At 60.0% G+C, this 26832-nt stretch carries 18 protein-coding genes; 3 read left to right on the forward strand and 15 right to left on the reverse strand.

All coding sequences use genetic code 11. From position 1 onward, the window contains the following. Positions 1–131: 131 nt before the first annotated feature. Entirely contained in the window at positions 132–3815 is a 3684-nt protein-coding gene (locus JF70_RS07305) for an RCC1 domain-containing protein (RefSeq protein ID WP_269420792.1), read from the forward strand. A 160-nt stretch (positions 3816–3975) separates the two neighbouring features. On the opposite strand, the gene rho is transcribed toward JF70_RS07305, so the two are convergent. Then, positions 3976–5850, reverse strand: coding sequence for a transcription termination factor Rho (rho, locus tag JF70_RS07310; protein WP_420804940.1), 1875 nt, complete (start codon positions 5848–5850; stop codon positions 3976–3978). Positions 5851–6071: 221 nt separating this feature from the next. On the opposite strand from rho, the gene JF70_RS07315 reads away from it, so the two are divergent. After that, the gene (locus JF70_RS07315; RefSeq protein ID WP_045935820.1) at positions 6072–6734 is read left to right on the forward strand and encodes a TetR/AcrR family transcriptional regulator; all 663 of its coding nucleotides are present in this window, start codon (positions 6072–6074) and stop codon (positions 6732–6734) included. 60 nt (positions 6735–6794) lie between these two features. Here the strand turns inward: JF70_RS07315 and JF70_RS07320 are convergent, their stop codons facing one another. The 13 genes from JF70_RS07320 to JF70_RS07380 form a co-directional block, all read right to left on the reverse strand. Then, positions 6795–8384 (reverse strand): NAD(P)/FAD-dependent oxidoreductase, encoded by a 1590-nt coding sequence (locus JF70_RS07320; protein ID WP_045935821.1) that lies wholly within the window; start codon positions 8382–8384, stop codon positions 6795–6797. Between the two features lie 138 nt (positions 8385–8522). Then, on the reverse strand, positions 8523–8837 hold the full coding sequence (locus JF70_RS07325; protein WP_015022511.1) for a DUF2469 domain-containing protein: 315 nt from the start codon (positions 8835–8837) through the stop codon (positions 8523–8525). Beyond that, positions 8834–9886 carry a GNAT family N-acetyltransferase gene (locus tag JF70_RS07330; RefSeq protein ID WP_231578948.1) on the reverse strand — a complete coding sequence of 351 codons (1053 nt, stop codon included), beginning with the start codon at positions 9884–9886 and terminating at the stop codon, positions 8834–8836. The genes JF70_RS07325 and JF70_RS07330 overlap by 4 nt, the downstream gene beginning before the upstream one ends. A 245-nt stretch (positions 9887–10131) precedes the next feature. Further along, on the reverse strand, positions 10132–11634 hold the full coding sequence (gatB, locus tag JF70_RS07335) for an Asp-tRNA(Asn)/Glu-tRNA(Gln) amidotransferase subunit GatB (RefSeq protein WP_045935823.1): 1503 nt from the start codon (positions 11632–11634) through the stop codon (positions 10132–10134). Between the two features lie 24 nt (positions 11635–11658). Continuing rightward, a complete protein-coding gene (gene gatA, locus JF70_RS07340) occupies positions 11659–13212 on the reverse strand; it encodes an Asp-tRNA(Asn)/Glu-tRNA(Gln) amidotransferase subunit GatA (RefSeq protein WP_045935824.1) in 1554 nt (517 codons plus the stop codon). Between the two features lie 4 nt (positions 13213–13216). Then, positions 13217–13513 (reverse strand): Asp-tRNA(Asn)/Glu-tRNA(Gln) amidotransferase subunit GatC, encoded by a 297-nt coding sequence (gene gatC / locus JF70_RS07345; protein ID WP_015022515.1) that lies wholly within the window; start codon positions 13511–13513, stop codon positions 13217–13219. A 43-nt stretch (positions 13514–13556) separates the two neighbouring features. Further along, on the reverse strand, positions 13557–14546 hold the full coding sequence (locus JF70_RS07350; RefSeq protein WP_082069456.1) for an ABC transporter permease subunit: 990 nt from the start codon (positions 14544–14546) through the stop codon (positions 13557–13559). Further along, a complete protein-coding gene (locus JF70_RS07355) occupies positions 14543–15469 on the reverse strand; it encodes an ATP-binding cassette domain-containing protein (protein ID WP_045935826.1) in 927 nt (308 codons plus the stop codon). Before JF70_RS07355 ends, JF70_RS07350 begins: the two co-directional genes overlap by 4 nt. Then, positions 15466–16170 (reverse strand): TrmH family RNA methyltransferase, encoded by a 705-nt coding sequence (locus JF70_RS07360; protein ID WP_045935827.1) that lies wholly within the window; start codon positions 16168–16170, stop codon positions 15466–15468. Before JF70_RS07360 ends, JF70_RS07355 begins: the two co-directional genes overlap by 4 nt. Further along, positions 16167–16868 carry a type I phosphoribosyltransferase gene (locus tag JF70_RS07365; protein WP_045936221.1) on the reverse strand — a complete coding sequence of 234 codons (702 nt, stop codon included), beginning with the start codon at positions 16866–16868 and terminating at the stop codon, positions 16167–16169. Before JF70_RS07365 ends, JF70_RS07360 begins: the two co-directional genes overlap by 4 nt. A gap of 124 nt (positions 16869–16992) precedes the next feature. Then, entirely contained in the window at positions 16993–17997 is a 1005-nt protein-coding gene (locus JF70_RS07370; RefSeq protein WP_045935828.1) for a glycosyltransferase family 2 protein, read from the reverse strand. A gap of 70 nt (positions 17998–18067) precedes the next feature. Then, the gene (locus JF70_RS07375; RefSeq protein WP_156149642.1) at positions 18068–19903 is read right to left on the reverse strand and encodes a hypothetical protein; all 1836 of its coding nucleotides are present in this window, start codon (positions 19901–19903) and stop codon (positions 18068–18070) included. A gap of 351 nt (positions 19904–20254) precedes the next feature. Then, the gene (locus tag JF70_RS07380; protein ID WP_045935830.1) at positions 20255–21619 is read right to left on the reverse strand and encodes a DNA recombination protein RmuC; all 1365 of its coding nucleotides are present in this window, start codon (positions 21617–21619) and stop codon (positions 20255–20257) included. 176 nt (positions 21620–21795) lie between these two features. Between JF70_RS07380 and JF70_RS07385 the strand changes: the two genes are divergently transcribed. Next, a complete protein-coding gene (locus JF70_RS07385; RefSeq protein ID WP_045935831.1) occupies positions 21796–23871 on the forward strand; it encodes a P-type ATPase actuator domain-containing protein in 2076 nt (691 codons plus the stop codon). Between the two features lie 73 nt (positions 23872–23944). Here JF70_RS07385 and clpB read toward each other — a convergent pair whose 3' ends face one another. Next, a complete protein-coding gene (gene clpB, locus JF70_RS07390; RefSeq protein ID WP_045935832.1) occupies positions 23945–26722 on the reverse strand; it encodes an ATP-dependent chaperone ClpB in 2778 nt (925 codons plus the stop codon). Between the last annotated feature and the right edge of the window lie 110 nt (positions 26723–26832).

The raw sequence follows: 26832 nt of genomic DNA on the forward strand, positions 1-26832 counted from the left end.
GAGTCTCGTTCGCCTACACCTGCCTATACAAGTGCCGGACGCATGGGGGAGGATGCCTTCACATGAAGATGGTACGTAGTCGTCGCGTCACAGTGCTCGTCAGTCTATGCTGCGTCCTGGTCGCCTGCAGCATGCTCGGCCTGCAGTTTGGCCAGGCAGCGCCGGAATCCAATGGGACCGCAGTCGCAACTCAGGGAACTGGGGCAATTGGTACTGGAGCCAATACCCCCGGACAGATTCCTTCGGTTTCCCCCGGTCCGTCATCATCGCCATCCGGCATTCCCACCCTGGCCAATGGCTCTCGTGCGACGGCAACAGGACAATCGCCTGCTGCCAGCACATCGCCCACCTCGCCGTCCTCATCATCGCCCGGCACAGCAGGTTCCCCGGAGCCGACCTCAACCGCCTCTTCCCCCTCGAATACCACCAGCCACACAGTCACTTTCGACTACAACATGCAGTCTGCAACTCCGACAACTTCGACTGTGGCTGATGGCGCCCAGGTTGCGCGCCCTAGTCCTGAACCCACCCGCCGAGGATTCGTTCTCGAAGGATGGTTCGCGGGCAAAGTAGCCTACGACTTCTCCGCTCCTGTGCACGCGAACCTGACCCTGAAAGCCAAGTGGGCCCGGGCCGACCAGACCTGGACCATGCAGCCGCAAGAGGGACCCGAATCAGGAGGTACCGGGGTAACACTTACCCCGCCCCCACCTTCCGGTGTCCGTTTCAGCCAGGTCAGTGCAGGCATCCGGTTCTCACTGGCTTTGGGATCGGATGGCAACGTCTACGCCTGGGGCTATAATGCTGGTGCTCAGCTGGGCGATGGCACTGTTGTCAACAAGTCAACGCCCATAAGGGTGCCCCGGCCCGAAGAAGCCCGCAATGACAAGGATTTTCGGTTTGTCAGCGTCAACGCTGGTCGGTTCTTCAGCATGGCCCTGGACAACCATGGCACCCTCTGGTCCTGGGGATACAACTATCTGAAGACCTTGGGCAACCCCAATGTGGCTGACAGCGGCATGCATAACTATTCGGAATACCCGGTCAAGGTGATGCTGCCTGAAGGAGCGCCGACCAGATTCACCTACAAGGCCGTCACCGGCAGTTACAATCACACCCTGGCCATAGGATCGGATGGCAACGTCTATGGCTGGGGAACCTGCAGTGAAGGAGAAACCGGCCGCCATAAGTGCGACGGCATATGCGACTCCACGCCCAGCCTCATCCAGGGATTCGATAAGAACCACAAAATCATAGCTGTACAGGCAGGAATGAACTACTCAACAGCTCTGGATGACGCTGGCACGGTATGGTCATGGGGAAGCAACCTTTACCACCAGTTGGATCCATCCGCCGTCGCGGTCGTAGGAAACTATACGCCGACCAAGATCCACGGCCTTGACAAGGTCCATGTGGTGGCCATCGCAGACGGCTTCGAAAACACCCTGGCCCTGGATGACCAGGGAAGGGTCTGGACCTGGGGGATGAACGAAAACGGCCAGATCGGCAACGGGTCAAGTGCAAGCAAGACCGAGGCGTTCAAAGACCCCGTCCAGGTCAGCTTCCCCCAGGGGACCAGAATCACCGCCATCGCTGGTGGCTGCCATTACGGTTCCAACCATGCCATAGCTCTGGATTCCAATGGCAATATCTGGACCTGGGGCGACAATAGCTACGGACAGATGGGCGACGGCAAAACCTCCGCAGCAGACAGCCCCCAGACCACTCCAGAACGCTTGGAGGATCCGAACCTTGCCGGCCGACACTGGATCAGTATCGACGCTGGCGAGGATTTTAACCTGGCCATCTGCGACGACGGCCTGACCTACAGCTGGGGACGCGACGACATGGGTCAGCTGGGTCAGGGCACCAGCGGCGATGGCGCCCATAACCGGCCCTCTGCGGTCGCCTTCCCCTGGCCGGCGAAACTGACCGGACTCAAATTCGACACAACGGATATCACCACCGGAATGAAGGCGCAAAAGAACGGGACCTGGACGGCTACCACCCCGCCGCACGCACCAGGGCTGGTGGATGTGGCCCTGGCGTGGACTTTGAACGACCAAGAACAGACCCAGGTCCACCTGCCCTTCCGCTATCTGTCGAACGGTGTGACCGTAACCTTCCAGTCGGAGAGCGATTCACCGGCGCCACCCAGCCAGAGTCTGGAAGCGGGAGAGCGAGCAGTCCGCCCCAGCGCTGATCCGACCAAGGCCGGCTGCCGCTTCGATGGTTGGTTCCTGGGCAAGACCGCCTACGACTTCTCCAAGCCAGTCACCAGCTCCATGACGCTCAAGGCCCACTGGAGCCCTGAGAATCAGAACTGGAGCATGACCCCAGACCATGGAACCGAGATGGGCGGGACGAAGGTCACCCTGACGCCGCCAGCCCTGCGGGGCATTCGCTTCAGCCAGGTCAGTGCCGGTTCCCACTGGTCCCTGGCCCTGGGGTCCGATGGGAAGGCCTACGCCTGGGGCAAGAACAACAGCGGCCAGCTGGGCAATGCGAACATCGCCAAGGGCGGCACCAGCACCATGCCGGTCCGAGTGGACATACCCGAGAAAGCGGAGGCCAACTTCGTCTTCACCCAGGTCAGCGCAGGCGGTGACTATGGCCTCGCTCTAGGCTCCGATGGAAAGGTCTACGCCTGGGGCAACAACGATGTCGGCCAGCTGGGCGACTCCACCCTGAATGCCCAAAGCCGGCCCCATCCGGTACCGGGTCTGCCGGCCACAATCCAGTCCATCAGCGCCGGCGGCGGACATGCCTTGGCTCTGGATTCCCAGGGACGAGTCTGGTCCTGGGGCGCCAACCAATACGGGCAGCTGGGCCTGGATAATGCCGGCGGCGATACCATCTCGCCAGACGGGCGAACCAGCCCTGCCATGGTGACCGGAATCCCGGCGACCATAACGGCAATCAGCGCCGGAAGCCGGTATTCACTGGCCATGACCGTGGATGGACAAGTCTACGCCTGGGGCATCAATGATGCCGGCCAGCTAGGCGATCCCACCCTGCCGGTCAGCGAGGACGGCGCCAACCCCACACCGTCTGCCGTCCAAGGACTGACGGTCGAGATGATCGCCGTCAGCGCCGGAGACCACCAGGCTCTGGCCCTGGATTCCCAGGGACGCATCTGGACCTGGGGACAGGTCAAGGGCGAGAACAAGAAAACCCCTGCCCTATTGACCCTTCCTGACGGACTGCCGACCGGATTTGCCATTACACAAATCAGTGCCGGCACCGGAGCATCCTCCGCTTTGGGCTCCGACGGACGGATCCTGACCTGGAGCAATGCCGCAGAAGGGACTGATCCCGCATACTTGACCAAACCCAAGGACGTGCCTGCAGATTTCAGCTTCACTGCCGTCTGCACGGGCGACCCGAGCTCACTGGCCCTGGGCTCCGACGGTCTGGCCTATGGATGGGGCGCCGACGATTCCGGTCAGCTGGGTGACGATCAGTCCGGACCGGACCTGAACAGCAAGACGCCGCAGGCTGTCGTGATCAGAAGCCTGGTCAAAGCGGTCACTTTCGCGGGACTGTCTGCAGAAGGAACACCGCAGTACCAGAATGGCGCCTGGTTGGTACTCACTCCACGCTACAGGCCCGGACAGGTGGATACCGTCATTCATTGGAGCCTGGTCGGCGTGGACCAGCAGGATCAGACCCTGCCCTACACCTACGATCAGTTGGCCGTCCTGCCCCTGACCGGCAGCACCGGCATAATCCTGCTGGTCATGGCTGGCTTGCTGGCCATGGGAGCTGTTATGGCTGCCAGATTCCAGCGGCGGGAAAACAAGATGACAGCATGACAGAGCGGAGACGAATCTATGAAGAACCAGGACTGACAGGCTTCGAATAGATCATGGTCCTAAACGACTGTCTTGTTTCGGCGCTGCTTATGCATTGGGCCCCACCCGCGAAATGAATCGCGGATGGGGCCCAATAAACATGTCAGGCGTCAGGCCCGAGTCACTTCTGCGCCAGCATGGACTGGTTGATAGCCGCCAGGAAGTCTCGGTTGGTGGCGGTCTTCTTCAGCCTGGGCACCAGGGTCTGATAGGCCTGCTCGGTCTCCATGCCACCCAGGAGGCGACGTAGCCGGTAGACCACGGCCAGCTCCTCGGGGGCAGTAATCAGCTCCTCACGCCGGGTGCCGGAGGCATTGATGTCAATGGCGGGGAACATGCGCTTATCGGCCAGATCCCTGGTCAGTCTCAGCTCCATGTTGCCGGTGCCCTTGAACTCCTCGAAGATGACCTCGTCCATCTTGGATCCGGTCTCCACCAGGGCCGAGGAGATGATGGTCAGAGAGCCGCCGTTCTCGATGTTGCGGGCGGCGCCGAAGAAGCGCTTGGGCGGATAGAGGGCCTGCGCGTCCACGCCGCCGGAGAGGATACGGCCGGAAGCGGGGGCCGAGATGTTGTAGGCGCGGGCCAGGCGGGTCATGGAATCCAGAAGGACCACCACATCCTGCCCCAGCTCCACCAGGCGCTTGGCCCGTTCGATGGCCAGCTCGGCCACGGTGGTGTGATCGCTGGCAGGGCGGTCGAAGGTGGAGGAGATGACCTCGCCCTGGACCGTGCGCTCCATGTCCGTGACCTCCTCGGGCCGCTCGTCCACCAGGACCACCATCAGATGCACCTCGGGGTTGTTGGCGGTGATGGAGTTGGCGATGGACTGCAGGGTCAGGGTCTTGCCGGCCTTGGGCGGCGAAACGATCAGACCGCGCTGACCCTTGCCGATGGGGGCGACGATGTCGATCAGACGACCGGTGATGTTCTTGGGCTGGGTCTCCATCCGCATGCGCTCCTGCGGGTAGAGGGGGGTCAGCTTGTTGAAGTGGGGCCGTCCTGCAGCGTCCTCCACGCTCATACCGTTGATGGTGTCGATGGCCTGCAGAGGAACGAACTTCTGCCGCTGATTGCGGTGCTCACCCTCGCGGGGGGGACGGATGGAGCCGTGCACGGCATCACCCTTGCGCAGGCCGTACTTCTTGACCTGGCCCATGGAGATGTAGACGTCGTTGGGGCCGGGCAGGTAGCCGGAAGTGCGCACGAAGGCGTAGGAGTCCAGCACATCCACAATGCCTGCCACGGGGACCAGGTCCTCGGGCTTGAAGTTCTCCCTGGGCTCATAGTCACGATCCCGGCCGCTGCTGCGGTGGTTGTTGCGGTTGCGTCGGTCGTTGCGATCGTTGCGGTCATTACGATCGCCCCGGTTTCGGCGGTCATAGCCGTTATGACGGTAGTCACGCCCTTCCTCGCCGCGATCCTCGTAGCTGCGCCGACGGGGCCGGTCATTCCGTGAGGGCAGAGCCGCCAGAATGTCGTCCAAATTGCGCACAGAACCGGAGCCGGAGCCTGCGCGCTCCTCATCATGCTCATGCTCGTTCCGGCCACGGTTGGAGTGGGAGCCTCGGGATGAATCCGTGCTGCGGTGACGGCGGCGGGATATGACCACGTTCTCCTCGTCGGCCACCGTATGGGGGAAGCGGGTCCGGTGCTCGCTATGACCGCTCTTATGATCGTCAATACCCAAAACATCGAAGAGGTCTCCGACAGGACGATCGTCCTTGGATTCCTCCGATCCCTTGGTATCCGTGGTCTCCTGTCCGCCTTCCGCGGAGGAGTCCGCCTCCTGCTTCGTCGGCTGCTGCTGATCGGCGGCCTGGCCCCCCTTGGCCACGGCGGCCGCAGCCTTGGGCTTACCAACGGTTACTCCCTCAGGGGCCTTGCCGCCCGAGCGTGCCGCCTCGATCGTCTCGATCAGGACAGGCTTGCGCATGCCGGAAATACCGCGCAACCCCAGCTGCCTGGCCAATTCCTTGAGTTCGGGCAGCTTCATGGAATGAATATCTTGGCTTGTTGCCACTGTTGTAATGCCTTTCCTTCGCTATGCCTACTTAGGCTAGGCAAATAGCTTGAGAATAGTGCGGGGGTACCGCTCATGAAAATTCGATGCCGACTCGGCTTGTCGAACTTCCATAAGCCTACAACGAGTGCACGACCGGCGCAAGAACCGACCTGCGTGTCCAGAAATCACAGGTAAACCTCTAGACTGGGCATATGACTGACCGATCATCTCTGCGTGAACAACGGCGGAGCGAATTCGTAACCACCGCCATGCGGGTCTTCGACCGGAAAGGCGCTGCAAACACATCCCTGCGTGACGTAATCCGTGCCATGAACCACGGCAAGGGCGTAGGAATGAGCGTTTTCTATTACTACTTCAAATCCAAGGACGACCTGATAGATGCCTGCGTGCGCACCTACCTGGCCTCCTACGTGGACAATGTAGTCGACATTCTGCAGAATCCTGACCTGAGCGTTCAAGAGGCGCTGGACGACATCTGTCCGCATCTGGTAAGGGCCATCTGGAAGATGGACGTCATCTTCGCTGATAAGGCCAACTGGTACAACTACCTGAGCACCAACAGCAATGTGATGGAGGGCTTCGTCAGACAGATCATCGACCCCTTGTCCAAGGCCCTGGACCGCTGGCTGGATCGGGACGACCTGCCGCAGACCCAGCTGATCCAAACAGCCGGCACCCGCACTGTGGCCTGGCTGATGGCCGACGGGCTCTCGTCCATCGTCAGCAACGGCAGAGGAGCCGCCGGAAACCCGCAAATCAGAGAGGTGGTCCGCCAACGTGTCCGCGAGAGCGTGTCCTTCTTCTCGCAGCTTCTCGGCCTGCCCTTGAAGCCACCAGCCATCGCCCTGTCGTAAATGACAAAGCCCCCGACCCTGCAGTCGGAGGCTTGAAAGGAAACGAAGGCAGAGGTCTGTCTACTTCTCCTCGTGATAGGACTTCTCGGTGTTGACGTTCCAGACGTTGGTCTTGTCAGTACGCCCCGATTTGATGTTGGCCACGGCTTCCATGGATGTGGCCATGGAGTGGTCCTGGTTGTTGTAGTGATGCTGCCCGTTGCGGCCCACGCAGTAGAGGTTGCCGAAGGAGTCCAGCCATTTGACCAGCTCGGGCATCTGGGCGTAGGTGTCGAAGTAGGCCGGGTAGGCCTTGACCACCCGCTCCCGGTGCGAGTCCAGCACGTCGGCAGGTCCGTTGATGATGCCCATCCGGGTCAGCTCCTTGATGGCGAAGTCAGTCGTCTCCTGATCGCTCATGTTCCAGAAGTCATCGCCCTCCTTGCAGAAGTACTCCAGGCCGATCCAAACGGTGCCGTCCACGTTCTTGACCATGTAGGGGCTCCAGTTGTTGAAAATCTGGATGCGGCCCATCTTGTAGCCGGGATCCTGCACATAGATCCAGCAGTCGGGAACGATGGGCGGGTCGCCCAGGGTCTTGATGGAGGTGGTGTTGCGGATGCGCAGGTGGCGGACCAACAGGCCAACGGTCACGAAGTCGCGGTAAGGCAGGCCCTGAGCCACCCTGACCATCTCCTTGTCAGTGGAGGGCTCCTCGTGGGCGATGGCCTCCACCAGGTCCTTGATGGGCATGGAGGAGATGATTTGGTCAGCCTTCAGGGTCACCTCCTTGCCATCAGCATTGCGATAGATCACACCGGTCATGTGGCCGTCGCTCTGGGTCAGTCCGATTACACGGGCATCGGTGATCACGTGGACCCCATGCTCCACATTGCGACGCTCCACGGTCTCCCAGAGCTGCCCTGGACCAAGCTTGGGGTACCAGAACTCCTCGATCAGGCTGGTCTCGACCTGATGAGCGTCGCGCTTCTTGGGCAGCAGCTTCTGGAAGGCGTTCTTGAGCACGCCCATGATGCTGAGTCCCTTGACCCTCTGGGCGCCCCAGTCGGCGCTGATCTCGCGGGGATGGCGTCCCCAGAGCTTTTCGGTATAGCCCTCGAAGAACATGGAGTAGAGCTTGCGGCCGAAGCGGTTGATGTAGAAGTTCTCCAGGTTGTCCTCAGGCAGCTTGTGGACGACGGACTTCAGGTAGCTGAATCCGGCCTGCATGGTCAGCTTGAAGCCCATGGCCCTGAGTGTGTTGAGCGTCAAAGAGATGGGATAGTCGAAGAAATGGTGGTTCCAGTAAATCCTGGAGACACGATGACGCTTGAGCATGACCCGGTCGGTCTTCTCCGGGTCGGGGCCGCCGGGCTCCAGGTCATGGTGGCGACCAAGTTTTTTGTCGTCATAGGAGGGCGCGCCTTGCAGTGGCAGGACCTCCTTCCACCAGTCCATGATCCGGTCGTCCTTGGAGAAGAACCGGTGTCCACCAATGTCCATGCGATTGCCGTTGTGCCGAACTGTGCGGGAGATGCCGCCAAAGGCATCAGTGGCCTCCAGCACAGTGACGTCATAGCGCTCGTCACCGCCGTCCTTGACCAGTTCCCATGCCGCTGTCAAGCCGGCGGGCCCTCCGCCGATGACGATCACGGACTGCTTGCGCTCCATGCCAACCTCCTGAAAACCGTATGAAATCATCACCACTGTACCCGGCCCGTCCCCAGTCGGATGCTACCGAGCGACTTCCCACACGAATTCCCGCCATTGCGTGGTGCAGACGTGATGATGCTCGCCCCTGCGCACTGTTTAGCCCAGCGAGTCAGGGATATCGATGTCCGTCTTCTGCACTTCCTCCACATTGACGTCCTTGAAAGTGACGATCCGGACGTTCTTGACAAACCGGCTGGACCGGTAGACATCCCAGACCCAGGCATCGGTCAGTCGAACGTCAAAGTAGACGTCCTGCCCAGCGGATCGGACGTTGAAGTCCACCTTGTTAGCCAGGTAGAACCGCCGTTCGGTCTCGACAACGTAGGTGAACAGCTTGATCACGTCCCGATACTCGCGATACAAGGCCAGCTCGGCGTTGGTCTCGTAGTTGTCGAGATCCTCAGCACTCATCGACTACCTCCATTCGCGCGATCACGGCCATGGCCAAGCGTACGCCACCAGGCACGCTTGGATCGCTTGGCCTCAGCCGACCCGTAGGCCCAATCCGACGCTGTATGCTCCTCGCCAGACCGCTCGGCAACGGGTTCTTCGGAACCGGACTTCCTCCCCGCATCCTTGGCATCCGCCTGACCAGGGCCCGCCGTCTTGTCATTCCTGCCGTTGGGTCCTGCGTGGCCTCCAGCAGATTTTCCTGAATGTGAACCACTCTTCGGGGCCAGACCGATCTGTTCGCTTGATGTCTGCGAATCCTGAGATGCCGAGGTGGACTCTTTAGACTTTGTTTCGCTGATACCACCATCCTCATCCGCTGCATACCCATGTGCAACAAGGGCTTCAGCCACACCGGGGTTTTCGCGGATGACATGCATGCCGAAAGCATTCAAAGAACGGATGGGATCGTACTCGTCGACCAGGGCGTCCATGACGATCTGATCCTGATACTTGCCGTTCTCGGCATCCCAGAGCGCATCGCGGGAGGTGCCCGAGATCATGAATCCCAGGGACTGGTAGACGGAGATTGAGCGTGTGTTCTTCTCCGGCACAGCCACCCAGATCCGGTGCAGGCCCAGCCCTGTAGGAGCAGCCGCGTATCCGTAGGTCATGATTCTTGGCATGGCATCCCGGGAGTAGCCACGTCCGCGGAAGTGCCTGCCCAGGACCACCTGGATCCTGGCCGAACGGGACCAGCCGTCCACGTCGATCAGGAAGATCATGCCGATGACCCCCTTGGTGGCATCAGCATCGGGCGAGCCGTCCTGGTCTGTATCCGCATCAGTGACCATGGCCCAGGCCAGGGTGCGGCGGGACTCTGGATCGCCCACGCCCGAATCACGGGCAGCCAGACCCTTGGACCAGGCCACTGACCGTCGCACCCAAGCGTTGACCACGGCTCGTTCGGCACTGGGCCCCTTACCGGTGATTCCGGTGGAATTGTAGAAGGCCTCCAGCTGGTCCATCGCCGTCAGATCAGCGATGACGGCCGGCCGCAGGTGCAACATTTCGCCCCGGATGTAGGGAATCTCAATCCGGTCGGGCAGCTGTCTGTTCGCCGCGTCTTCGGATCCCTCGGTTTGTGTTTGCGGTCGGTCATTGCCCCTGCCGCTCATAGACATCACGTCACCTCCATGATCGCCACCTTGCGATGGCAATCAATTGTAATCCCTCGCCCCTGGGAAAACCATGAGAAGCCGGGCAGGTCCGCCGGTCCGAACCCGATGGAACCAGGCCGGCGGACCGAGCCTGATCAGGACTTGGCGATGTGCTCCATGACGATCTTGCTGACTGCCTTGGCATCGGCCTGGCCCTTGGTGGCCCGCATGACCGCTCCGATAATAGCGCCCATGGGCTTCATATTGCCGCCCTTGAGCTTGGCCACGATGTCCGGGTTGTCCTTGAGGGCCTGATCGACGGCTGCATCCAGAGCCCCGTCATCCGAAACCACCTGATAACCGTGCTTCTTGACAACCTCGGCGGGCTTGCCTTCTCCTGCCAACACGCCGGAGACGGTCTGCTTGGCCAGCTTGTCATTGAGCCTGCCGTCAGCGATCAGCTGCTCCACATCGGCGACATCCTGAGCCGAGATGGGCAGCTCCTGCAGGCTGACCCCACGGGCGTTGGCCTCACGGGAGATCTCTCCCAGCCACCACTTGCGGGCTCCGGCAGCCGTGGCTCCGGCCTTGACCGTATCCTCGATCAGATCCACGGCATCGGCGTTGACCGCGTCCTGCATCTGCCGGTCGGTGAAGTCCCACTCCTTCTTGAGACGGGCGCGGCGTTCGCGCGGCATCTCAGGCATCTGGGCCTTGAGCTCCTCAATATGGTCCTTGGTCACATGGACCATGACCAGGTCAGGATCGGGGAAGTACCGGTAATCGTTGGCATCGGACTTGACCCGGCCGCCCGCAGTGGTCTGTGTGGACTCGTCCCAGTGGCGGGTCTCCTGCAGCACCTCCCCACCGGACTCCAGCAGGGCCGCCTGACGGCGGATCTCGTAGGTCAGGGTCTTCTCGATGCCCTTGAAGGTGTTGACATTCTTGGTCTCCGACCGGGTTCCCAGAGGGGCGTCCGGCCCGGCGTGCAGGGAGACGTTGACGTCGGCACGCATATTGCCCTGCTCCATCCGGGCGTGGGAGATGCCCAGGGCCCGGACGATGTCTCTGATGGCCCGGACATAGGCCCCTGCCACCTCGGGGGTGCGTGCCCCGGCGCCCTCGATGGGCTTGGTCACGATCTCGACCAGGGGGACACCGGCACGGTTGTAGTCCACCAGGGAGTGGTCGGCGCCTTCGATACGGCCATCGGCCCCGCCCACGTGCGTGTTCTTGCCGGCATCGTCCTCCACATGGGCCCGCTCGATGGGCACACGGAAGATGCTGCCGTCATCCAGCTCCACATCCAGGTAGCCCTCGCCATTCAGGGGCTTGTCGTACTGGGAGATCTGGTAGTCGCGCGGCATGTCCGGGTAGAAGTAGTTCTTCCTGGCGAACTGGCTCCACTCGTTGACCTTGCAGTGCAGGGCCAGGCCCAGTTTGACCGCATAGTCGATGGCGGTCTTGTTGACCACGGGCAGACTGCCGGGCAGGCCCAGGGAGACCGGGGTCAGCTGGGTGTTGGGCTCGCCGCCGAACTCGATATGGGCCGGGCAGAAGAGCTTGGTGTTGGTGCAGAGCTCGACATGGACCTCCAGGCCGAACACCGGGTCGTACTTGGCCACGGCATCGGCGTACTTCATAAGTTTTTCAGCCATTGTGATTCCGTTTCCTTCCGATGCCTACTTGGTCGATCCCTGAGCCAGGCCATCCAGCCAGGGGGTGGGCAGCTTCTTGGAGATGGGCCCGCCCCACTGCTCCTCCAGGGCCGCCTCAAGAGCTGCGGCAGGCCGGTACATAATCTCATCACGCATTTGGGGAGCGAAGAACTGGAAGCCGACAGGCAGCCCGTCGTCGCTGAGCCCAGCGGGAATCGACATGGCCGGAGTGCCGGCCAGATTAGCCGGAATGGTGGCCACGTCGTTCAGGTACATGGCCAGCGGGTCGTCCATCTTCTCGCCAAAGCGGAAGGCCGTGGTCGGCGAAGTCGGCGAGACCAGGACGTCGGCCTGTTCAAAGGCCTTCTCGAAGTCACGGATGACCAGGGTGCGAACCTTCTGGGCCGAGCCGTACCAGGCGTCGTAGTACCCGGCGGACAGGGCGTAGATGCCCAGGATGATCCTGCGCTTGACCTCGTCGCCGAACCCGGCCTCACGGGTGGCAGCCATCATGTTGGCAGCCGTCTGTGGGACGCCTTCGGGGGGCATGGCCCGCAGTCCGTAGCGCATGCCGTCGTAACGGGCCAGGTTGGAGGAGACCTCGGAAGGCATGATGATGTAGTAGGCGGCCAGCGCATAGGGGAAGTGCGGGCAGGAGACCTGGACCACCTCGGCGCCCATGGACTCCAGCAACGAGACGGCCTCGTTGAAGCGGGCCTCGACGCCGGGCTGGTAGCCCTCGCCGCCCAACTCCTTGACCAGCCCCACCTTGAGGCCCTTCAAATCGCGATTCTGACCTTGACGAGCGGCCTGGGCCAGAGGGGGAACCGGCTTGGGAATTGATGTGGAGTCTCGGCGGTCATACCCACCGATGACCTCCTGCAGCAGGGCCGCATCCAGCACGGTCCTGGAGACCGGACCAATCTGATCCAGGGAGGAGGCCATGGCGATGGCCCCGAACCTGGAGACACCGCCATAGGTAGGTTTGACGCCCACGGTGCCGGTCAGTGATCCGGGCTGGCGAATGGACCCGCCGGTGTCGGTGCCCAGAGCCAGAGGGGCCTCAAAGGCGCCGACAGCCGAGGCCGAGCCGCCGCCCGAGCCGCCCGGGACCCGCTCGGTGTCCCAGGGGTTGTGTGTGGGCTTGAAGGCCGAGTGCTCAGTGGAGGATCCCTGGGCGAACTCATCCAGGTTGGTCTTGCCCAGAATGGGCATCCCTGCGGCCTTGAGTTTCTTGATGACGGTGGCATCGTAAGGCGGCACCCATCCCTCGAGGATCTTGGATGCGGCCGTCGTGGGAATGCCCTTGGTGACGATCATGTCCTTGATGGCAATGGGAACGCCGGCCAGTTCCGGCAGCCCCTCGGCGCCGTCATGGGCCAGACGCTGGTCGAAGGCGTCAGCCTGTTCCAGGGCCTGATCGGCGCTCACCTGCAAAAACGCATCAATGCTGGGCTCGGCGGCTTCGATCACATCCAGATGAGCCTGGACCAGCTCGCGGCTGGAGACCTGCCCCGACCGCAGCTGTGCGGCCATGTCGGAGGCGGATTGCTTGACCAATTCTTCCTGTGCGCTCATCGTCTCACTCCTCACCCAGAATGCGCGGGGCCACAAACATGCCCGACTCGGTGACCGGTGCCCCCGAGAGAGCAGCCTCCTGGGTCAGCGGTTCCTCAGCCTCATCGGGACGCAGGTAGGCCTCCAGAGGAATGGGATTGGCTGTGGGGGGCACGTCGTCGCCGGCCACCTCCTGGACCTTGGTAATGGAATCGGCGATCACGTTGAGTTCGCCCTTGAGGCGGTCAGCCTCCTGATCGGTCAAAGCAATCCGAGCCAAATCGCCCAAGTGCTTGATCTCTTCACGTGTAAAAGTTGGCATACCACTTATCATATGGGTGCTCTATGACACGCAGAAGACAGGGTCAACCGATGTCTGCGCGCCTAAAGACCAGGGTTCCCAGAGCACAGCATAGAGCCGTCCAGACCATCATGATCAGGCCCGACTGCCACCAGGTGGGCCACCATCCGATGCCTGCCCCTGCTGCCTGGCCCAGACCTGAGAGGAAGGTGCTCAGCAGGCTGGTTGGGGTCAGGCTGAAGGGAACCTGCAGCCAGTCGGCATGAGGGACCAAATCCGCCAGGAGTCCCAGAATCAATGGCAGAATCACGGTCAGCCCCAGGAACAGGCCGATCCCACCAGCCTTGGAGCGGCTCACGGCCCCCAGACCCAGGGCCATCAAAGCAAAGAGGACCACCATGAGCGGGCCACCCAGCAAATCAATCAGGACCAGCCCGGGCTTGTAGGCAGGCAAGGCCCCCGATCCGCCCGACAGAAGCAGTGTCGCCAGGATCCAGCTGAGCAGCAGGCCTATCTGTGCCGACAACCAAGTCAATAAGGCCAAGGCAAGACCCTTGGCCATCAGGACCATGCCCCGACGAGGATTGGCCGTCAGCGTGCTCTCAATGGTGGCTCCGGAAAACTCACGCGTAAGGACCAGAACCCCCAGAATGCCCGCCACGACCATGGCCGGGAAAAGGCCCGACACGATGGCCGACCGGAAAATGTCACCGGAGGCAGGCAGCAGGTGATCCGGAAGGTGATTGGTCTGCCTACCCGGGCCAGCCAGGACCCGGGTCGCACAGGCCATCAGGCCGGCGCTCAATGGCTGTAACAGCATGACGATCAGGAGGAGGACCCAGGTAGATCGTAGGGAGAGTATCTTGCGCAGCTCCCCTCGGACCGCCCCGAAAAGGGTCAGCTGACCGGACGGGCGACGCGAATCCAGGAAGGACAGCCCCGAGGTCCGACGCAGCCGAGTAAAGGCGGAGCCATGCCGTGGGATTGCGTTATCAGGTCCTGCGGGTACTTCTCGCCGACTTCGGCGGACTCGACGGCCATTGTCGGCACTCATGGTCGCATATCCCCTCTGCCGTGGATGATGTCCTTGTAGGCCTGTTCCAAGGAAACTTCCTCCGGCTGGAAGTCGTAGAGAACCACACCCTCCTGGGCCAGAATCGAGGCCGTCGAAGCCAGGGGCGCACCCTGGATGCGGAAACGGGCGGCATCGGGCGGACAGCTCTCGTCTGGTGGCAGACGAGTGACGCTGATTCCGGCAGCCGTGGCCAGGGCGGCCTTTAACTGATCCGGCTGTGGCGTCACCGCATAGATGGAGTCACGGGAGTGCTCGCCAATGAATCGGGCCACTGTCGTTCTCTCCAGGATCCTTCCCTTGGCGACGATGACCAAATCGTCGGCGATTTGAGCCACCTCGTTGATCTTACGGGAGCTTAGGAGGACTGCCCTGCCCTGTGAGGCGAGGCTGCGGCAGATGTCTCTCACCCGGTCGGCTCCCTCCGGATCCAGACCGTCAAGGGGATCATCCAGAACCAGGTTGTGCGGTTCACCCAGCAGGGCAGCAGCCAGGGCCAGCCGCTGACTCATCCCCAGAGAAAGGGATCCCGTCGGCCTGTCGGCGACCGATTGCAGACCGACCATCTCAAGCACCTGGTCCACCCGACGATGATCAATGCCATTGACCGCAGCCAAGGCCAGCAGGTGATCTCTGGCCTTGCAGGCAGGATGGGCGTTGCGTGAATTCAGTACCGCTCCCGCTGTCCGCATGGGCGATGAAAGCCGGACGAAGGGCTGGCCATCGAACAGGGCCTTGCCTGCGTCAGGGCGAACCAGCCCCAGAGCAATGCGCAGCGTGGTCGACTTGCCGGCGCCTTTAGGCCCCACAAAACCGGTCACCCGACCGTCCCTGGCCGTGAAGGAGACACGGTTCAGTGCCTCGCGGGAGCCGAAGCGCTTGGTCAGCGCGTCGATGACAATCATGGACCCGCCACCTCCGCATGCTGGCAGATCCAGGAGTGCATGGCCACGGCAGCCGCAGCCCCGGCGTTGATGGAGCGCACCGATCCGAACTGGGAGATGTAGACCACATCGTCGGCCAGCTCCAAGGCCTTCTCGGACAAGCCCGGCCCCTCAGCGCCGAACATGAGCAGACAGCGACGGGGAAAGCGATAGGTCTCCATGGGGACGGCCCCGGGGACGTTGTCGATGGCGATCATGCGGGGGGTGGACTCCCCCTGCCCGGCCGCCTCTTCTCGCAGGGTGGCCGTCATGGTTGCTATGTCGGGGTCGTGGACCACATGCTGGTAGAGTTCGGTCATCAACGAGCCCTTGCGGTTCCATTTGTGAGGACCGACTATATGGACGCGGCGGGCGGCGAAAGCGTTGGCGGTTCGGACCATGGAGCCGATATTGAAATCGTGGGTCCAATTCTCCACAGCCACCTCGAAGTCATGGCGGCCCCGGCGATCCAGGTCGTCCCGAATGGCATCGACCTTCCAATATCGGTAACGATCCAAGACGTTGCGCCGATCCCCCTGCTCCAGCAGTTCAGGGTCATAGCGCGGGTCCGTCGGCAGGGGCTGCTCGGGATGCTCTTCCTGCCAGGGGCCGACCCCCACCTGGCGGAAGACCGGCTCATCTGATGCCATGGCCGCTCGGGTAATTGGATTTGGGTCTCTCAATGATTTTGTTCCCGCTCTACGCTTGCCTCGTGATTCACAGGAGCGAATTGGTTCTCATCAAAGACACAGATAAATGGAAGGCTTGTGCTGGTTCCGTCGACCGGGTCAAGCATCTGTATCGTCGGGTTCTGCTTGCCGGCACCGTCTTTATTTGAGCTGCCAGGAATCTTCTGCTGATGCAACCCGCCAACAAGAGAAGCGATTGCCAAGGGTTGAGCATCCTGATGCCGGATAATGCTGCAGTCGAGGCTGAGCTCGTTTCCATTCCTCAAGGTCACCAAAGACGAAGTCTGGACATACGATTTCTGACTGAGCCAGGCATCAAGAAGAATGACTCGCTTCCCCCGAATCGAAGGACCCTTGATTGACGGATATACAAAATCCATAACAAAAGCGTCCAGAGACTGCCCTCTCGACGCTGCTGCGTGAAGCATTGCATCGGCAAGCGGCACAGCGGCGGCTGTCAGCGCGCCGACAGCATCATAATCGTCCACTGAATACCCACTGTCCTCAAGCGTATCCAAGAGCACATGTCCTGCAAGCTCCGCACCCTGATGATCGAATGTGACTCCACTAAGTTCCGTAAATGGCCTGCCATTGATCTCCTTGGCCAAGAGTGTGCGGAGTTGATCGGTCGTGTTCAACAGCTCATCAAAGCCCTCCCCTGAATCATCCAAACCATGGACAGTGGTCTTCATAAAATCTCCATCGTGCATCAACGAATTTGATTGATCCGGCACGTGCTCTTGATGTTCATTACTCATGTGACCGCCGCCTCCTTCATATTGATTATTGAGTCTGGTGAATCAACTGACATTAGCGTCAATCATGCGGACGAGTCTGCGCTGGATGATTACTCTGCATATCCTCTAAGTTGGATTCTTCAATCAGATAGTTGGGACGATTCTTTGTCTGCATAAACACTCTTCCCAGATACTCTCCTATGATTCCCAAACTCAGTAACTGTAAGCCACCTAGCAACAGTATTGCAATCATGGTTGATGCATACCCTGGCAGATCCACTCCCATAGCGAGCGTCCTGAAAAGAATTACCAGAGCATAAACAATAGCGAGCAATGAAACACCAAGTCCAACCCAGGTGGCCAATTTAAGCGGGGCTGTGGTAAAACTGGTAATCCCATCAAGCGCCAAACGGATTAGCCGTCCTAATTTCCACTTAGAACTACCCGCTGCTCGAGCATCCCTATCGTAAAGAAACTCATACTTGCGAAATCCGATCCAGCTGAAAAGAGCCTTAGAGTTTCGTTCCGATTCATTCAAACGCTTCAGAGCATCTACGCACCTGCGATCCAGCAAGCGAAAATCTCCGGTGTCTTCTTGAATGCTTATCCTAGAAACTTTTTGCAGAATGCGGTAATACATTCGCGAGGTGAATTTCTTCGCCCAGGATTCTCCCTTTCTTGAACGCCGTCGCGCATAAACGTCCTCGTAGCCTTCAAACCAGTACTTGGCCATTTCCGGTATCAACTCGGGTGGGTCTTGAAGATCTGCATCCATGATTACCAAGCCATCTGTATCAGTATGATGGATACCTGCCAGCATGGCCTTCTCCTTGCCGAAATTCCTGGACAGGAATATGTACCGGACATAGCTATGCGTAGATGCATACTGACGAATCAGTGTACGAGTATCATCTTTTGATCCATCATCTACAAACAAAAGAGAAAGAACAAGACCTTTAGGTTTCGAATCGATCAGATTCGACATTCTCTCAAAAAGAATAGGAAGGGTCTCTTGTTCGTTATAGCAGGGAACCAGAACGGTAAGTGTCCTTCTCTTTTCTCTCTCACCCTTTATATCAGCCATATTATACCGGTACACCTTTCCAAGGGCAGATTATGAAGACTCCTGGTTACCCCACCAGACTACGACTTCACTACCTCCTATGGCGAATCCGAATTCCTCTGCTTACTGGAGAATCTCGAAACCTTCTGATGCAAATCCAGACAATAATCATAATCCAGGTTGCTAAGGAAACCCCATCGGCCATTCTCCACAACTTAGGGATTCGGTAATTCAAGTCAAATTTGCCATCAAAGTTCTCAGGGAACCTGGCCACCAAGAAGTTTGTTCCGCCCCCAGTAGAGGACAGGGAACAATTAGTGGACGGCTGACAATCAATGGCATAATTAGGATAAGAAAACAGGGGCAGAATAACTTCGCCAGGTTCAGCGTGAGTTTTGACCGAACCTGTAGCATAGCCTTGGTTTAACGAGAAGTTCTTAAGCTCTGCCATCTTGACATCGGGCTCATGATTGACCACTTTATTGGGGTACACCTCGAAAATATTAGTTCCCTTGGGCAGATATTCCCCATTCATGATGCTCTCGATTACAAAAGTGTTTTCCTGATTTGAATGAGGAGAGAACTTATTGGTATTTTCCATGAAAAATCCGAGCGCATACCCACCCTCAAGACATGCCAGGAGAGTAATACCCACTATGGCTTTTCTGCCGACACTCTTCAAATCAGTCTGTGAGTACAGCATAGACAGGCCACACAGACCAAGAATAATCATGAAAAAGACCGCAAGACTAATAAAGCGCCAGGGGAACTGCACACTGGACAATGCACTTATCATTTTCTCAAGTGGCTTGGAATGCCAAGGAACCAAAGATGAAGCCAAGAACAGGGCTATAAGAGCTGATAAAAGGACAGGCACCGTCTCCCATTTCTTACCTCGATCGATTAGGCAATCTTCCCCTGCCCGCGACTCGAAACAGAAACAAACGACCGCCCAGATAAAGACGCCTGTCAAAATGGCCCATCCCACAGAAATTGGGATACCTCCCAAAGAAGGCGATGCCTCAGCATCCGGACGGAACATAGCTCCGAATAGTTCCAGAAAACGCCCGGGCTCAACGCTGTGATCGGCCATTCGCTTTATCTTGAAATCCGTGGGGAGCGCATACACGGCCAGATTTGCAGATCGACTATAGGAAATGAAAGGAACAAGAAAACTCAGGCTCAACCCAAAGGTAAGAAAGGCCGTCTTAACAAACTGGACCCAGATATAAACCGAACTACGAAAAACAAGAGAATAAAGCAAAATCGGAATCATCACCAAACCAAGCATGAAAATGCTGAGTGTATGAGAGGTGACGATGCCTGTTAGACCTAGTGCACACCAGATCCAGCCTTGTCTGGAAGCGCCATTCCGATCTGGATGGAGACATGACCAAAGTCCAAATAAGACCATAGGGAAGAAAGCCATGGCAACATATTCACCCACAGCTGCCCGTTTATAAATATCCATAATTCGGTATAGTGATAGGTTCCAGAGAACAGAACCACAAATCCCGATCAAGTCCGATTGAAAAACGCGTCTGCAGACATAATAAGTCAGAACCACTGATGCCGCATTTAGCAGTATTAGAGCAAATCGGTACGATAAAGACAATGAGAGACCTGCTATATGCATCAGCGCCGGTATATACAGAAGCCAATCCCCATACATAATAGAGACTGGATATCCATAACCCCCACCTTGCGAATATTGCATGCGGACCGGAAACTGTCCATGCCGAAGGCCATCGGCTATACCTTGTATTCTGAAAAGATGGAATTCTAAGTCATATCCCCAATACATCACTTTAGATAACAGCGGAATGCATGAAATAAGAATAATCGCAATCAAGAACAGGCTCTTGGAACGACGCAAATCCAGGCCGCTTTTTTCTATAAGCCCTACAGATTTGTCGGAACTGCTCATATGACTTATAACGCCCTTCGCTTCAGTTGCCTACATGCGGTAACAGATAAGATTCAATACAGTACTGATCCGAATTGAAATGGCCTTCGCTTCTGAGGAGCTGAAGCCAGAGGCAAAGATCACTGTACAAACTTGCCAATCTTGAGTCCTTTTGAATCTGATACGCTGCCGCTATCCTTTGCGAACTACTTTACCCTCAACATGTACTTCAGTCTGACATTGATCTATCTACACTCCTTTAGACCAAAACCATCAAAGCAACAATGGGCAAAGAGCAACAATTCTCATTCAAACCTATAGTGCGCTTCTTTTGGTCCGCAAGAAAGACTGGCGGAAATTGTGTTACGTTCTTCACTGTCCAATCTTATTCGAAGATTCACCGGTGGTCTCCGGGGCGGTCAGCTCCCTGATATTGCCCTTGTCCGAATCGATCATGTCGACCGAATCGATGACCTTGGAGGGATCCATCTGCTGTAGCTTGCGGGCGGTGACCAGAACGCGCGACTCCAAAGAGGAGGCGAACTTGTTGTAGGCGGTCACCGTGGCAGTGATGGAGCGGCCCAGTTTGTTGGCCCGATCGCCCAAGACCACAAAGCGGTCATAGAGCTCGTGGGTCAACGTGAAGAGGGTGCGGGCATCCTCTGACAGGTTCTGCTGCTGCCAGGCGTAGGCCACCGACTTGAGCACAGCCCAGAGGGTCACCGGCGAGGTCAGGGCCACTTTCTGCGCGAAAGCATCGTCCATCAGGGTAGGGTCCACCTCCAGGGCGGCCTGCAGAAGGGAGTCGTTGGGAATGAAGGCCACCACGAAGTCCGGGGCCGTCTCGAAGGCGTTCCAATACTCCTTGTCGGCCAGGGCCTTGACGTGCTCTCGCAGGGCCCGGGCATGCGCCTTGAGCAGCTCGTCCCGGCGGTGCAACTCATCGTCCGAGGCAGTGTCTGGGATCTCGCAGGCCCGCTGGTAGTCGGAATAAGGGGCCTTGGCATCAATGGGAATGGTCTTGCCGCCGGGCAGATGGACCACCATATCGGGGCGCAGGACGCGACCATCCGAGGCCGTGACCACTACCTGAGTATCGAAGTCCACATGCTCCAAGAGCCCCGCAGATTCGACGATATTCCTGAGCTGAGCCTCGCCCCAGGCGCCGCGTACCTTGTTGTTGCGCAGGGCCGAAGCCAAAGAGCTGGTCTCCTTGTCCAGTCGCCCCTGCTGCTCGCCCAGACTCTTCAGCTGCTGCCCCAGGGAGCCCATCTCCTGCTTGCGGCCCTCCTCGATTTGGGCAACCTTGTGTTGTAGGGCGTCCAGATTCTTTTGCACCGGGGCCAGAGCCGAGAGCACCTTGCTCTCCTCCTCCATGCTCTCAGCCTGCCTGCGCCGCTTCTCCTCTTCCTGAGCCTGTGTACGGCGGCGCTCCTGCTCGATTCTGATCTGCTCGGCCTGCTGGGCCTGGGCCAGCTGTGACTTGACAAAGGAGAGCTCACGGTTCAGACCGTCCACCTTGGTCCGCGCCTCCACCAGAGCCGCATCGGATCCATGGAGCCGTTCCTGAGCCTGATCCAGCTGCGAGCGCAACTCATCCACCTGGCCGTCGGACCCCATGCCGACGGCCCTTCGACCCTGGGCGCGACCCAGCACATATCCGGCCAGTCCTCCCAGGACTATACCGATCAGCAGGAGAAGCACCACCATGACCACCGATGACGTAGAATCGAACATATGTTCTAGTAAACCTCCTGCACTGGACCCGGAAACCAGATCGGCGCGGCAGGCTGCCAGCGATAATTGGAGAATTCGTTTTTTCCGCAAGGAATCGGCCTTAAGACCGGTGCCGGACCGCAATTAAGGGCAGAATAGGAAATATCAAGGGGTTGGAGCAAGACCGAAGGAGATCCGTGGGTATCGATATCTTCCTGGCGATAGCCGATCTGGTCGTGGCCTGTGCGGTCACCTGGCTGATCATCTGGTACTTCCTTATGCCGTCGGCCCACACCAGCGACCAGGATGCAGCCGCGGACTCCCCGACCAACCGCTCCTGGCGCGATCCCGAGGATTGGGGCAAATGGGGGGCCGATCTGGACTCCCGCAGCCACCGTCTGCTCAGGCCGACCATCGTAAGTGCCCTGCTGACCGCGCCCGTTCTGGTTCTGGATCTGTTCGACCGCTTCGGCCCCGATCTGATTCCCTCCTGGCTGACCAGCCCCTGGGTCCAGGCCATTCTGATAACCCCGGTCATCTTCTACTGCGGCCGCGGAATACTCATGGACGGGTGGACGGCCATGACCGAGCACCGCTGCAGCCCCGATCTTCTGGCCATGCTGGCCACAAGCCTGGCCTACCTGTACAGCCTTGCCACCTGCCTGGCCGGGTCCCTGCTGCCTGAGGGCTCCCGATCCCCCTACTTCGATCTGGTCGGCGTGGTCATCACCCTCCTCTTACTGGCCCGGGTCATCGGCACCAGAATGGAAGCCTCCCTGGTGGCCTCCTTGAACCACCTGACAGAGATCCGGCCAGCCTCAGGTCTGGTGGCCGATTCCGAACATCCGCAGACGGTTCCCGCCCAAATCCTTGCACGTGACCGGATCCGCCCAGGCGATCTGCTCCTGGTACGCACAGGAGAGCGCCCAGCCGCCGATGGGGTTGTGGAGTCAGGGTCGGCCCTGGTGGACGACAGCGAGTTGACAGGCGGTGACAGACCCCGGCCATGCGGACCCGGCGACCGAATCCTGGCCTCCAGCAAGGTCCTGGAGGGCCGACTGTCCATCCGCGTGGATGCTGCCGGCGACAACACCTATGCAGCCAGGCTCACGAAAATCATTCCCCAGGCCCTGATTGAACGATCCCCCGCCATGCGCAGGATGGATCGGATCGTCCATACAGCCATCGCCCTGATCATGATTCTGGCTGTCTGGACCTTCATGCTCTGGCTCATGCTGGGACCGCAACCCCACCTGGCCCACGCCGTAGGCAATGCAGTCTGTGTGCTGACCATCGCCTGCCCCGCCGTCGCAGCCATGACCATCCCCATGGCCTTCCGAACCAGCCTGGAGACGGGCCTGGCCCATGGTCTGCTCTTCACCTCGCCACGGGCCATGAACCACCTGGGCCGGGTACGCAGCCTGATCCTGGACGACTCCTCTCTGCTGGATCCCGGCGACTCGGAGGGCCAGGGGGTCAACGCGGAATCCCTGACCCGGACCGCCACCCATCTACGCTCCCTGCGGGTACGCAGCCTGATCCTGGATGGGAGCCGACAGCCGGACGACAGGATTGAGCGGGCAGCCCGTCAGGCGGGTGTGGATATGCTGATCACCCGGCTGACCCCCGAGCGCAAGCGCGAGTGTATGGATCGGCTCAATCACGACCTGACCCGGACCAGCAGAGGCATCCCAGCGGATCGGACTGGTCAAGACACCGCCTCCGCCGCAAAGCAGGGGCGAACCAGCCTGGTGGCTCTGGCGGCTGGGACCACAGCGGATCCCGGGCTGACGGACAGAGCACAGGTGGGCATCACGTTGGGTCCAAAACTCCAGGCTGACACGGACGACGCCGCAGACGACATCGCTCTGCCGCAGCCGGACCTGATCCTGCACCAGGGCGACCTGGACGGGACCAGCAGGGCCATAGAACTGAGCCGAGCCACCACCCGGGTCATCAGGCAGAACCTGACCTGGTCCACCATCTACAACATCATCGCCCTGGTGATTGCCACCGGAATCTGCCAACCTTTCCTGGGCTGGATGCTCAACCCCATGATCGCAGCAGTAACAGGGGCCCTATCCACCATCCTGGCCATGCTCAACGTTCGTCGTCTGCACCGGCTGCGGCACCTGCGCCGCCGCTGGCTGCACCTCGCCCTGATCGACACGGACCAGCTTCCGACAGTCGCTGCACGGCGCCCTCAGATCATCGTCGACAGCCAGTGGGAGTCCATGCAAGAGGGCAAGGACCCGGCTGCAGCCATGGATTGAATCGGCAAAAACCATAGGATACAAATTGGGGTCGGCATCCGGGAATCACTCCCGGCGCCGACCCCAACTGATCTCAGCGAGGTTGGGTCTGATCCTGATCGTCGCCCCGCGCGGCATGACGGCCACGACCACCATCGCGTCCGCCATCGCCGGCATCGGCATCGCCATCAGCAGTCACATCGTCGACCGTGACCGAGTCATCGACCAGATTCTCAGTGGGCCAAGCGGTCAATTCCAGGTGGTCGCCACCGGTCTGGTCCACCAGGACCGTGTCGCCGTCGTGGACCTTGCCAGCCAGCAGCATCCTGGCCAGCTGATCGCCCACCTCGGTCTGGACCAGCCTACGCAGAGGACGAGCGCCGAAGGCCGGATCGTAGCCCATGTTGGCCAGCCACTCCCTAGCGGAGTCGGTGACATCAAGGGTGATGCGCCGATCGGTCAACCGCTGGGCCACCTGCTTGACCTGGATGTCCACAATGGAACCCAGCTCGTCGCGGGTCAGCGGATGGAAGATGACAAGATCGTCCAGCCGGTTGATGAACTCGGGCTTGAAGTTGGCGTGCACCGCGTCCATAACGGCCTTGCGCTTGGCCTCCTCATCCAGGTCGTCCCGGACCAGGAACTGCGAGCCCAGGTTGGAGGTCATGATCAGGATGGTGTTCTTGAAGTCCACCGTCCTGCCCTGGCCATCGGTCAGCCTGCCGTCGTCCAGAACCTGCAGGAGCAGGTCGAAGACCTCGGGGTTGGCCTTCTCCACCTCGTCGAAGAGGACCACCGAGTAGGGCCGCCTACGCACGGCCTCGGTCAGCTGTCCGCCCTCCTCGTAGCCCACATAGCCGGGGGCGGCGCCAATCAGGCGGGAGACCGAGGCCTTCTCCATATACTCTGACATGTCGATGCGGACCATGGCCTTCTCGTCGTCGAAGAGGAAGTCGGCCAGGGCCTTGGCCAGCTCCGTCTTGCCCACGCCGGTGGGGCCCAGGAACATGAAGGATCCAGTGGGCCTGTCAGGGTCGGCGATGCCGGCACGCGAGCGCCGGACCGCGTCGGATACCGCATGGATGGCCTCCTGCTGGCCGACCACCCGCTTGCCCAGGTAGTCCTCCATATGCAGGAGCTTCTCGTTCTCGCCCTCCATGAGCCGTCCCACAGGGATACCGGTCCAATCAGAGACGATCTCAGCCACGGAATCCGCATCCACATGATCAGGAACCATGGGCTCCTGGGCCGGACCGCCGGCGATGTCAGCTCCATCGGGACCCGCATCATTGGCGGCGTTCTTGGCCTGCTCGGCCGCGTTCTCCGCCTGGGCCAGCTGCTTGCGAATGCCGGGGATCTCCCCGTAGAGAATGCGGGAGGCCTTCTCCAGGTCGCCCTCACGAGTGGCCTTGTCGGCCTCGACCCGCTTGGCATCCAGCTGGGCGCGCAGGTCGCCGACCTTGTTGTGGCCGGCCTTCTCGTTCTCCCAGCGGGCCTTGAGACCACCCAGCTTCTCGCGGGAGTCCGCCAGCTCGGCCTGCAGCTTGCTCAGACGGTCCTTGGAGGCGGGGTCATCGGCCTTCTTCAGCTGCATCTCCTCCATCTCCAGACGGGTGACGCGGCGTTGAAGCTCGTCGATCTCCTCAGGCTGGGAGTCCAGCTCCATCCGCAGGTGGGCAGCGGCCTCGTCAACCAGGTCGATGGCCTTGTCGGGCAGCTGACGACCAGAGATGTACCGGTTGGACAGCGTGGCCGCAGCCACCAGGGCATCATCCCCGATGGTCACCTTGTGGTGGGCCTCGTAACGCTGCTTGAGACCACGCAGGATGGCCACGGTGTCCTCCACGGAGGGCTCGCCTACGAAGACCTGCTGGAAGCGGCGCTCCAGAGCCGGATCCTTCTCGATGTTCTCACGGTATTCGTCCAAGGTAGTGGCGCCGATCAGGCGCAGTTCGCCCCTGGCCAGCATGGGCTTGAGCATGTTGCCTGCGTCCATGGACCCTTCGGCGGCACCCGCCCCGACGATGGTGTGGATCTCGTCGATGAAGGTAATGACCTGACCGTTGGCGCTCTTGATCTCGTTGAGGACGGCCTTGAGGCGCTCCTCGAATTCGCCACGGTACTTGCTGCCGGCCACCATGGAGCTCAGATCCAGGGAGATCAGCCTCTTACCCTGCAGGGTTGTGGGTACGTCGCCGGCCACGATACGCTCGGCCAGACCTTCGACCACAGCGGTCTTGCCCACACCGGGCTCGCCGATGAGGACCGGGTTGTTCTTGGTCCGCCGGGACAGTATCTGCATGACACGACGAATCTCCTGATCCCTGCCGATGACCGGGTCCAGCTTGCCCTCCTTGGCCTGGGCGGTCAGATCGGTGGAGTACTTCTCCAGGGCCTTGTAGGTGCCCTCGGCATCCGGGCTGGTCACCTTGGCGCCACCGCGCACCTGGGGCACAGCCTTGCGCAGGGTATCGGCCTGCAGACCGTTCCGGTTCAGAATATCGGCGGCCTGCGAGGGACCCTGGGCGATGGCGATGAGCAGATGCTCGGTGGAGACATACTCATCCCCCATGGCCTGCATTTCCTTCTCGGCCTGGGCCAGGGCCATGCTGAGCTGACGGCTGGCATCGGGCTGCGAGGCCGTGGATCCGCTGGCCGACGGCAGAGCCACCAGGGCCTGACGGACCTCGGCTCCGACCCGTTGGCTATCACCACCAGCGGCCTGGATCAGTCCAGGCACCACGCCGGACTGCTGACGCAGCAGGGAGTCCAACAGATGGAGCACATCCACCTGGGGGTTGCCGGCAGCCGAGGCCGACTGAATGGCATCGCCTATGGCCTGCTGAGCCATGGTGGTGAAGTTTTCGTTCATAGAGCATCCTCCAACATTCTTCGGCAGGACCAGCCGAATCACTCGACCGGGCCCCGTCACGGGTTCATCTGTCTTCTACAACAGCGAAAGGAGGACACCTATTCCCAAAC

This window comes from Bifidobacterium mellis, assembly GCF_000967265.1.
GTDB lineage: Bacteria > Actinomycetota > Actinomycetes > Actinomycetales > Bifidobacteriaceae > Bombiscardovia > Bombiscardovia mellis.

Excerpts from the sequence above, each read along its gene's own strand:
- gatC (WP_015022515.1), bottom strand. The coding sequence starts at position 13,513 with ATGCCAACTTTTACACGTGAAGAGATCAAGCACTTGGGCGATTTGGCT.
- JF70_RS07350 (WP_082069456.1), bottom strand. The coding sequence starts at position 14,546 with ATGAGTGCCGACAATGGCCGTCGAGTCCGCCGAAGTCGGCGAGAAGTA.
- JF70_RS07330 (WP_231578948.1), bottom strand. The coding sequence starts at position 9,886 with ATGTTGCACCTGCGGCCGGCCGTCATCGCTGATCTGACGGCGATGGAC.
- JF70_RS07305 (WP_269420792.1), top strand. The coding sequence starts at position 132 with ATGCTCGGCCTGCAGTTTGGCCAGGCAGCGCCGGAATCCAATGGGACC.
- rho (WP_420804940.1), bottom strand. The coding sequence starts at position 5,850 with ATGAAGCTGCCCGAACTCAAGGAATTGGCCAGGCAGCTGGGGTTGCGC.
- JF70_RS07375 (WP_156149642.1), bottom strand. The coding sequence starts at position 19,903 with ATGAGCAGTTCCGACAAATCTGTAGGGCTTATAGAAAAAAGCGGCCTG.
- JF70_RS07320 (WP_045935821.1), bottom strand. The coding sequence starts at position 8,384 with ATGGAGCGCAAGCAGTCCGTGATCGTCATCGGCGGAGGGCCCGCCGGC.
- JF70_RS07315 (WP_045935820.1), top strand. The coding sequence starts at position 6,072 with ATGACTGACCGATCATCTCTGCGTGAACAACGGCGGAGCGAATTCGTA.
- JF70_RS07325 (WP_015022511.1), bottom strand. The coding sequence starts at position 8,837 with ATGAGTGCTGAGGATCTCGACAACTACGAGACCAACGCCGAGCTGGCC.
- JF70_RS07355 (WP_045935826.1), bottom strand. The coding sequence starts at position 15,469 with ATGATTGTCATCGACGCGCTGACCAAGCGCTTCGGCTCCCGCGAGGCA.
- JF70_RS07370 (WP_045935828.1), bottom strand. The coding sequence starts at position 17,997 with ATGGCTGATATAAAGGGTGAGAGAGAAAAGAGAAGGACACTTACCGTT.
- gatB (WP_045935823.1), bottom strand. The coding sequence starts at position 11,634 with ATGGCTGAAAAACTTATGAAGTACGCCGATGCCGTGGCCAAGTACGAC.
- JF70_RS07380 (WP_045935830.1), bottom strand. The coding sequence starts at position 21,619 with ATGTTCGATTCTACGTCATCGGTGGTCATGGTGGTGCTTCTCCTGCTG.
- gatA (WP_045935824.1), bottom strand. The coding sequence starts at position 13,212 with ATGAGCGCACAGGAAGAATTGGTCAAGCAATCCGCCTCCGACATGGCC.
- JF70_RS07365 (WP_045936221.1), bottom strand. The coding sequence starts at position 16,868 with ATGAAGACCACTGTCCATGGTTTGGATGATTCAGGGGAGGGCTTTGAT.
- clpB (WP_045935832.1), bottom strand. The coding sequence starts at position 26,722 with ATGAACGAAAACTTCACCACCATGGCTCAGCAGGCCATAGGCGATGCC.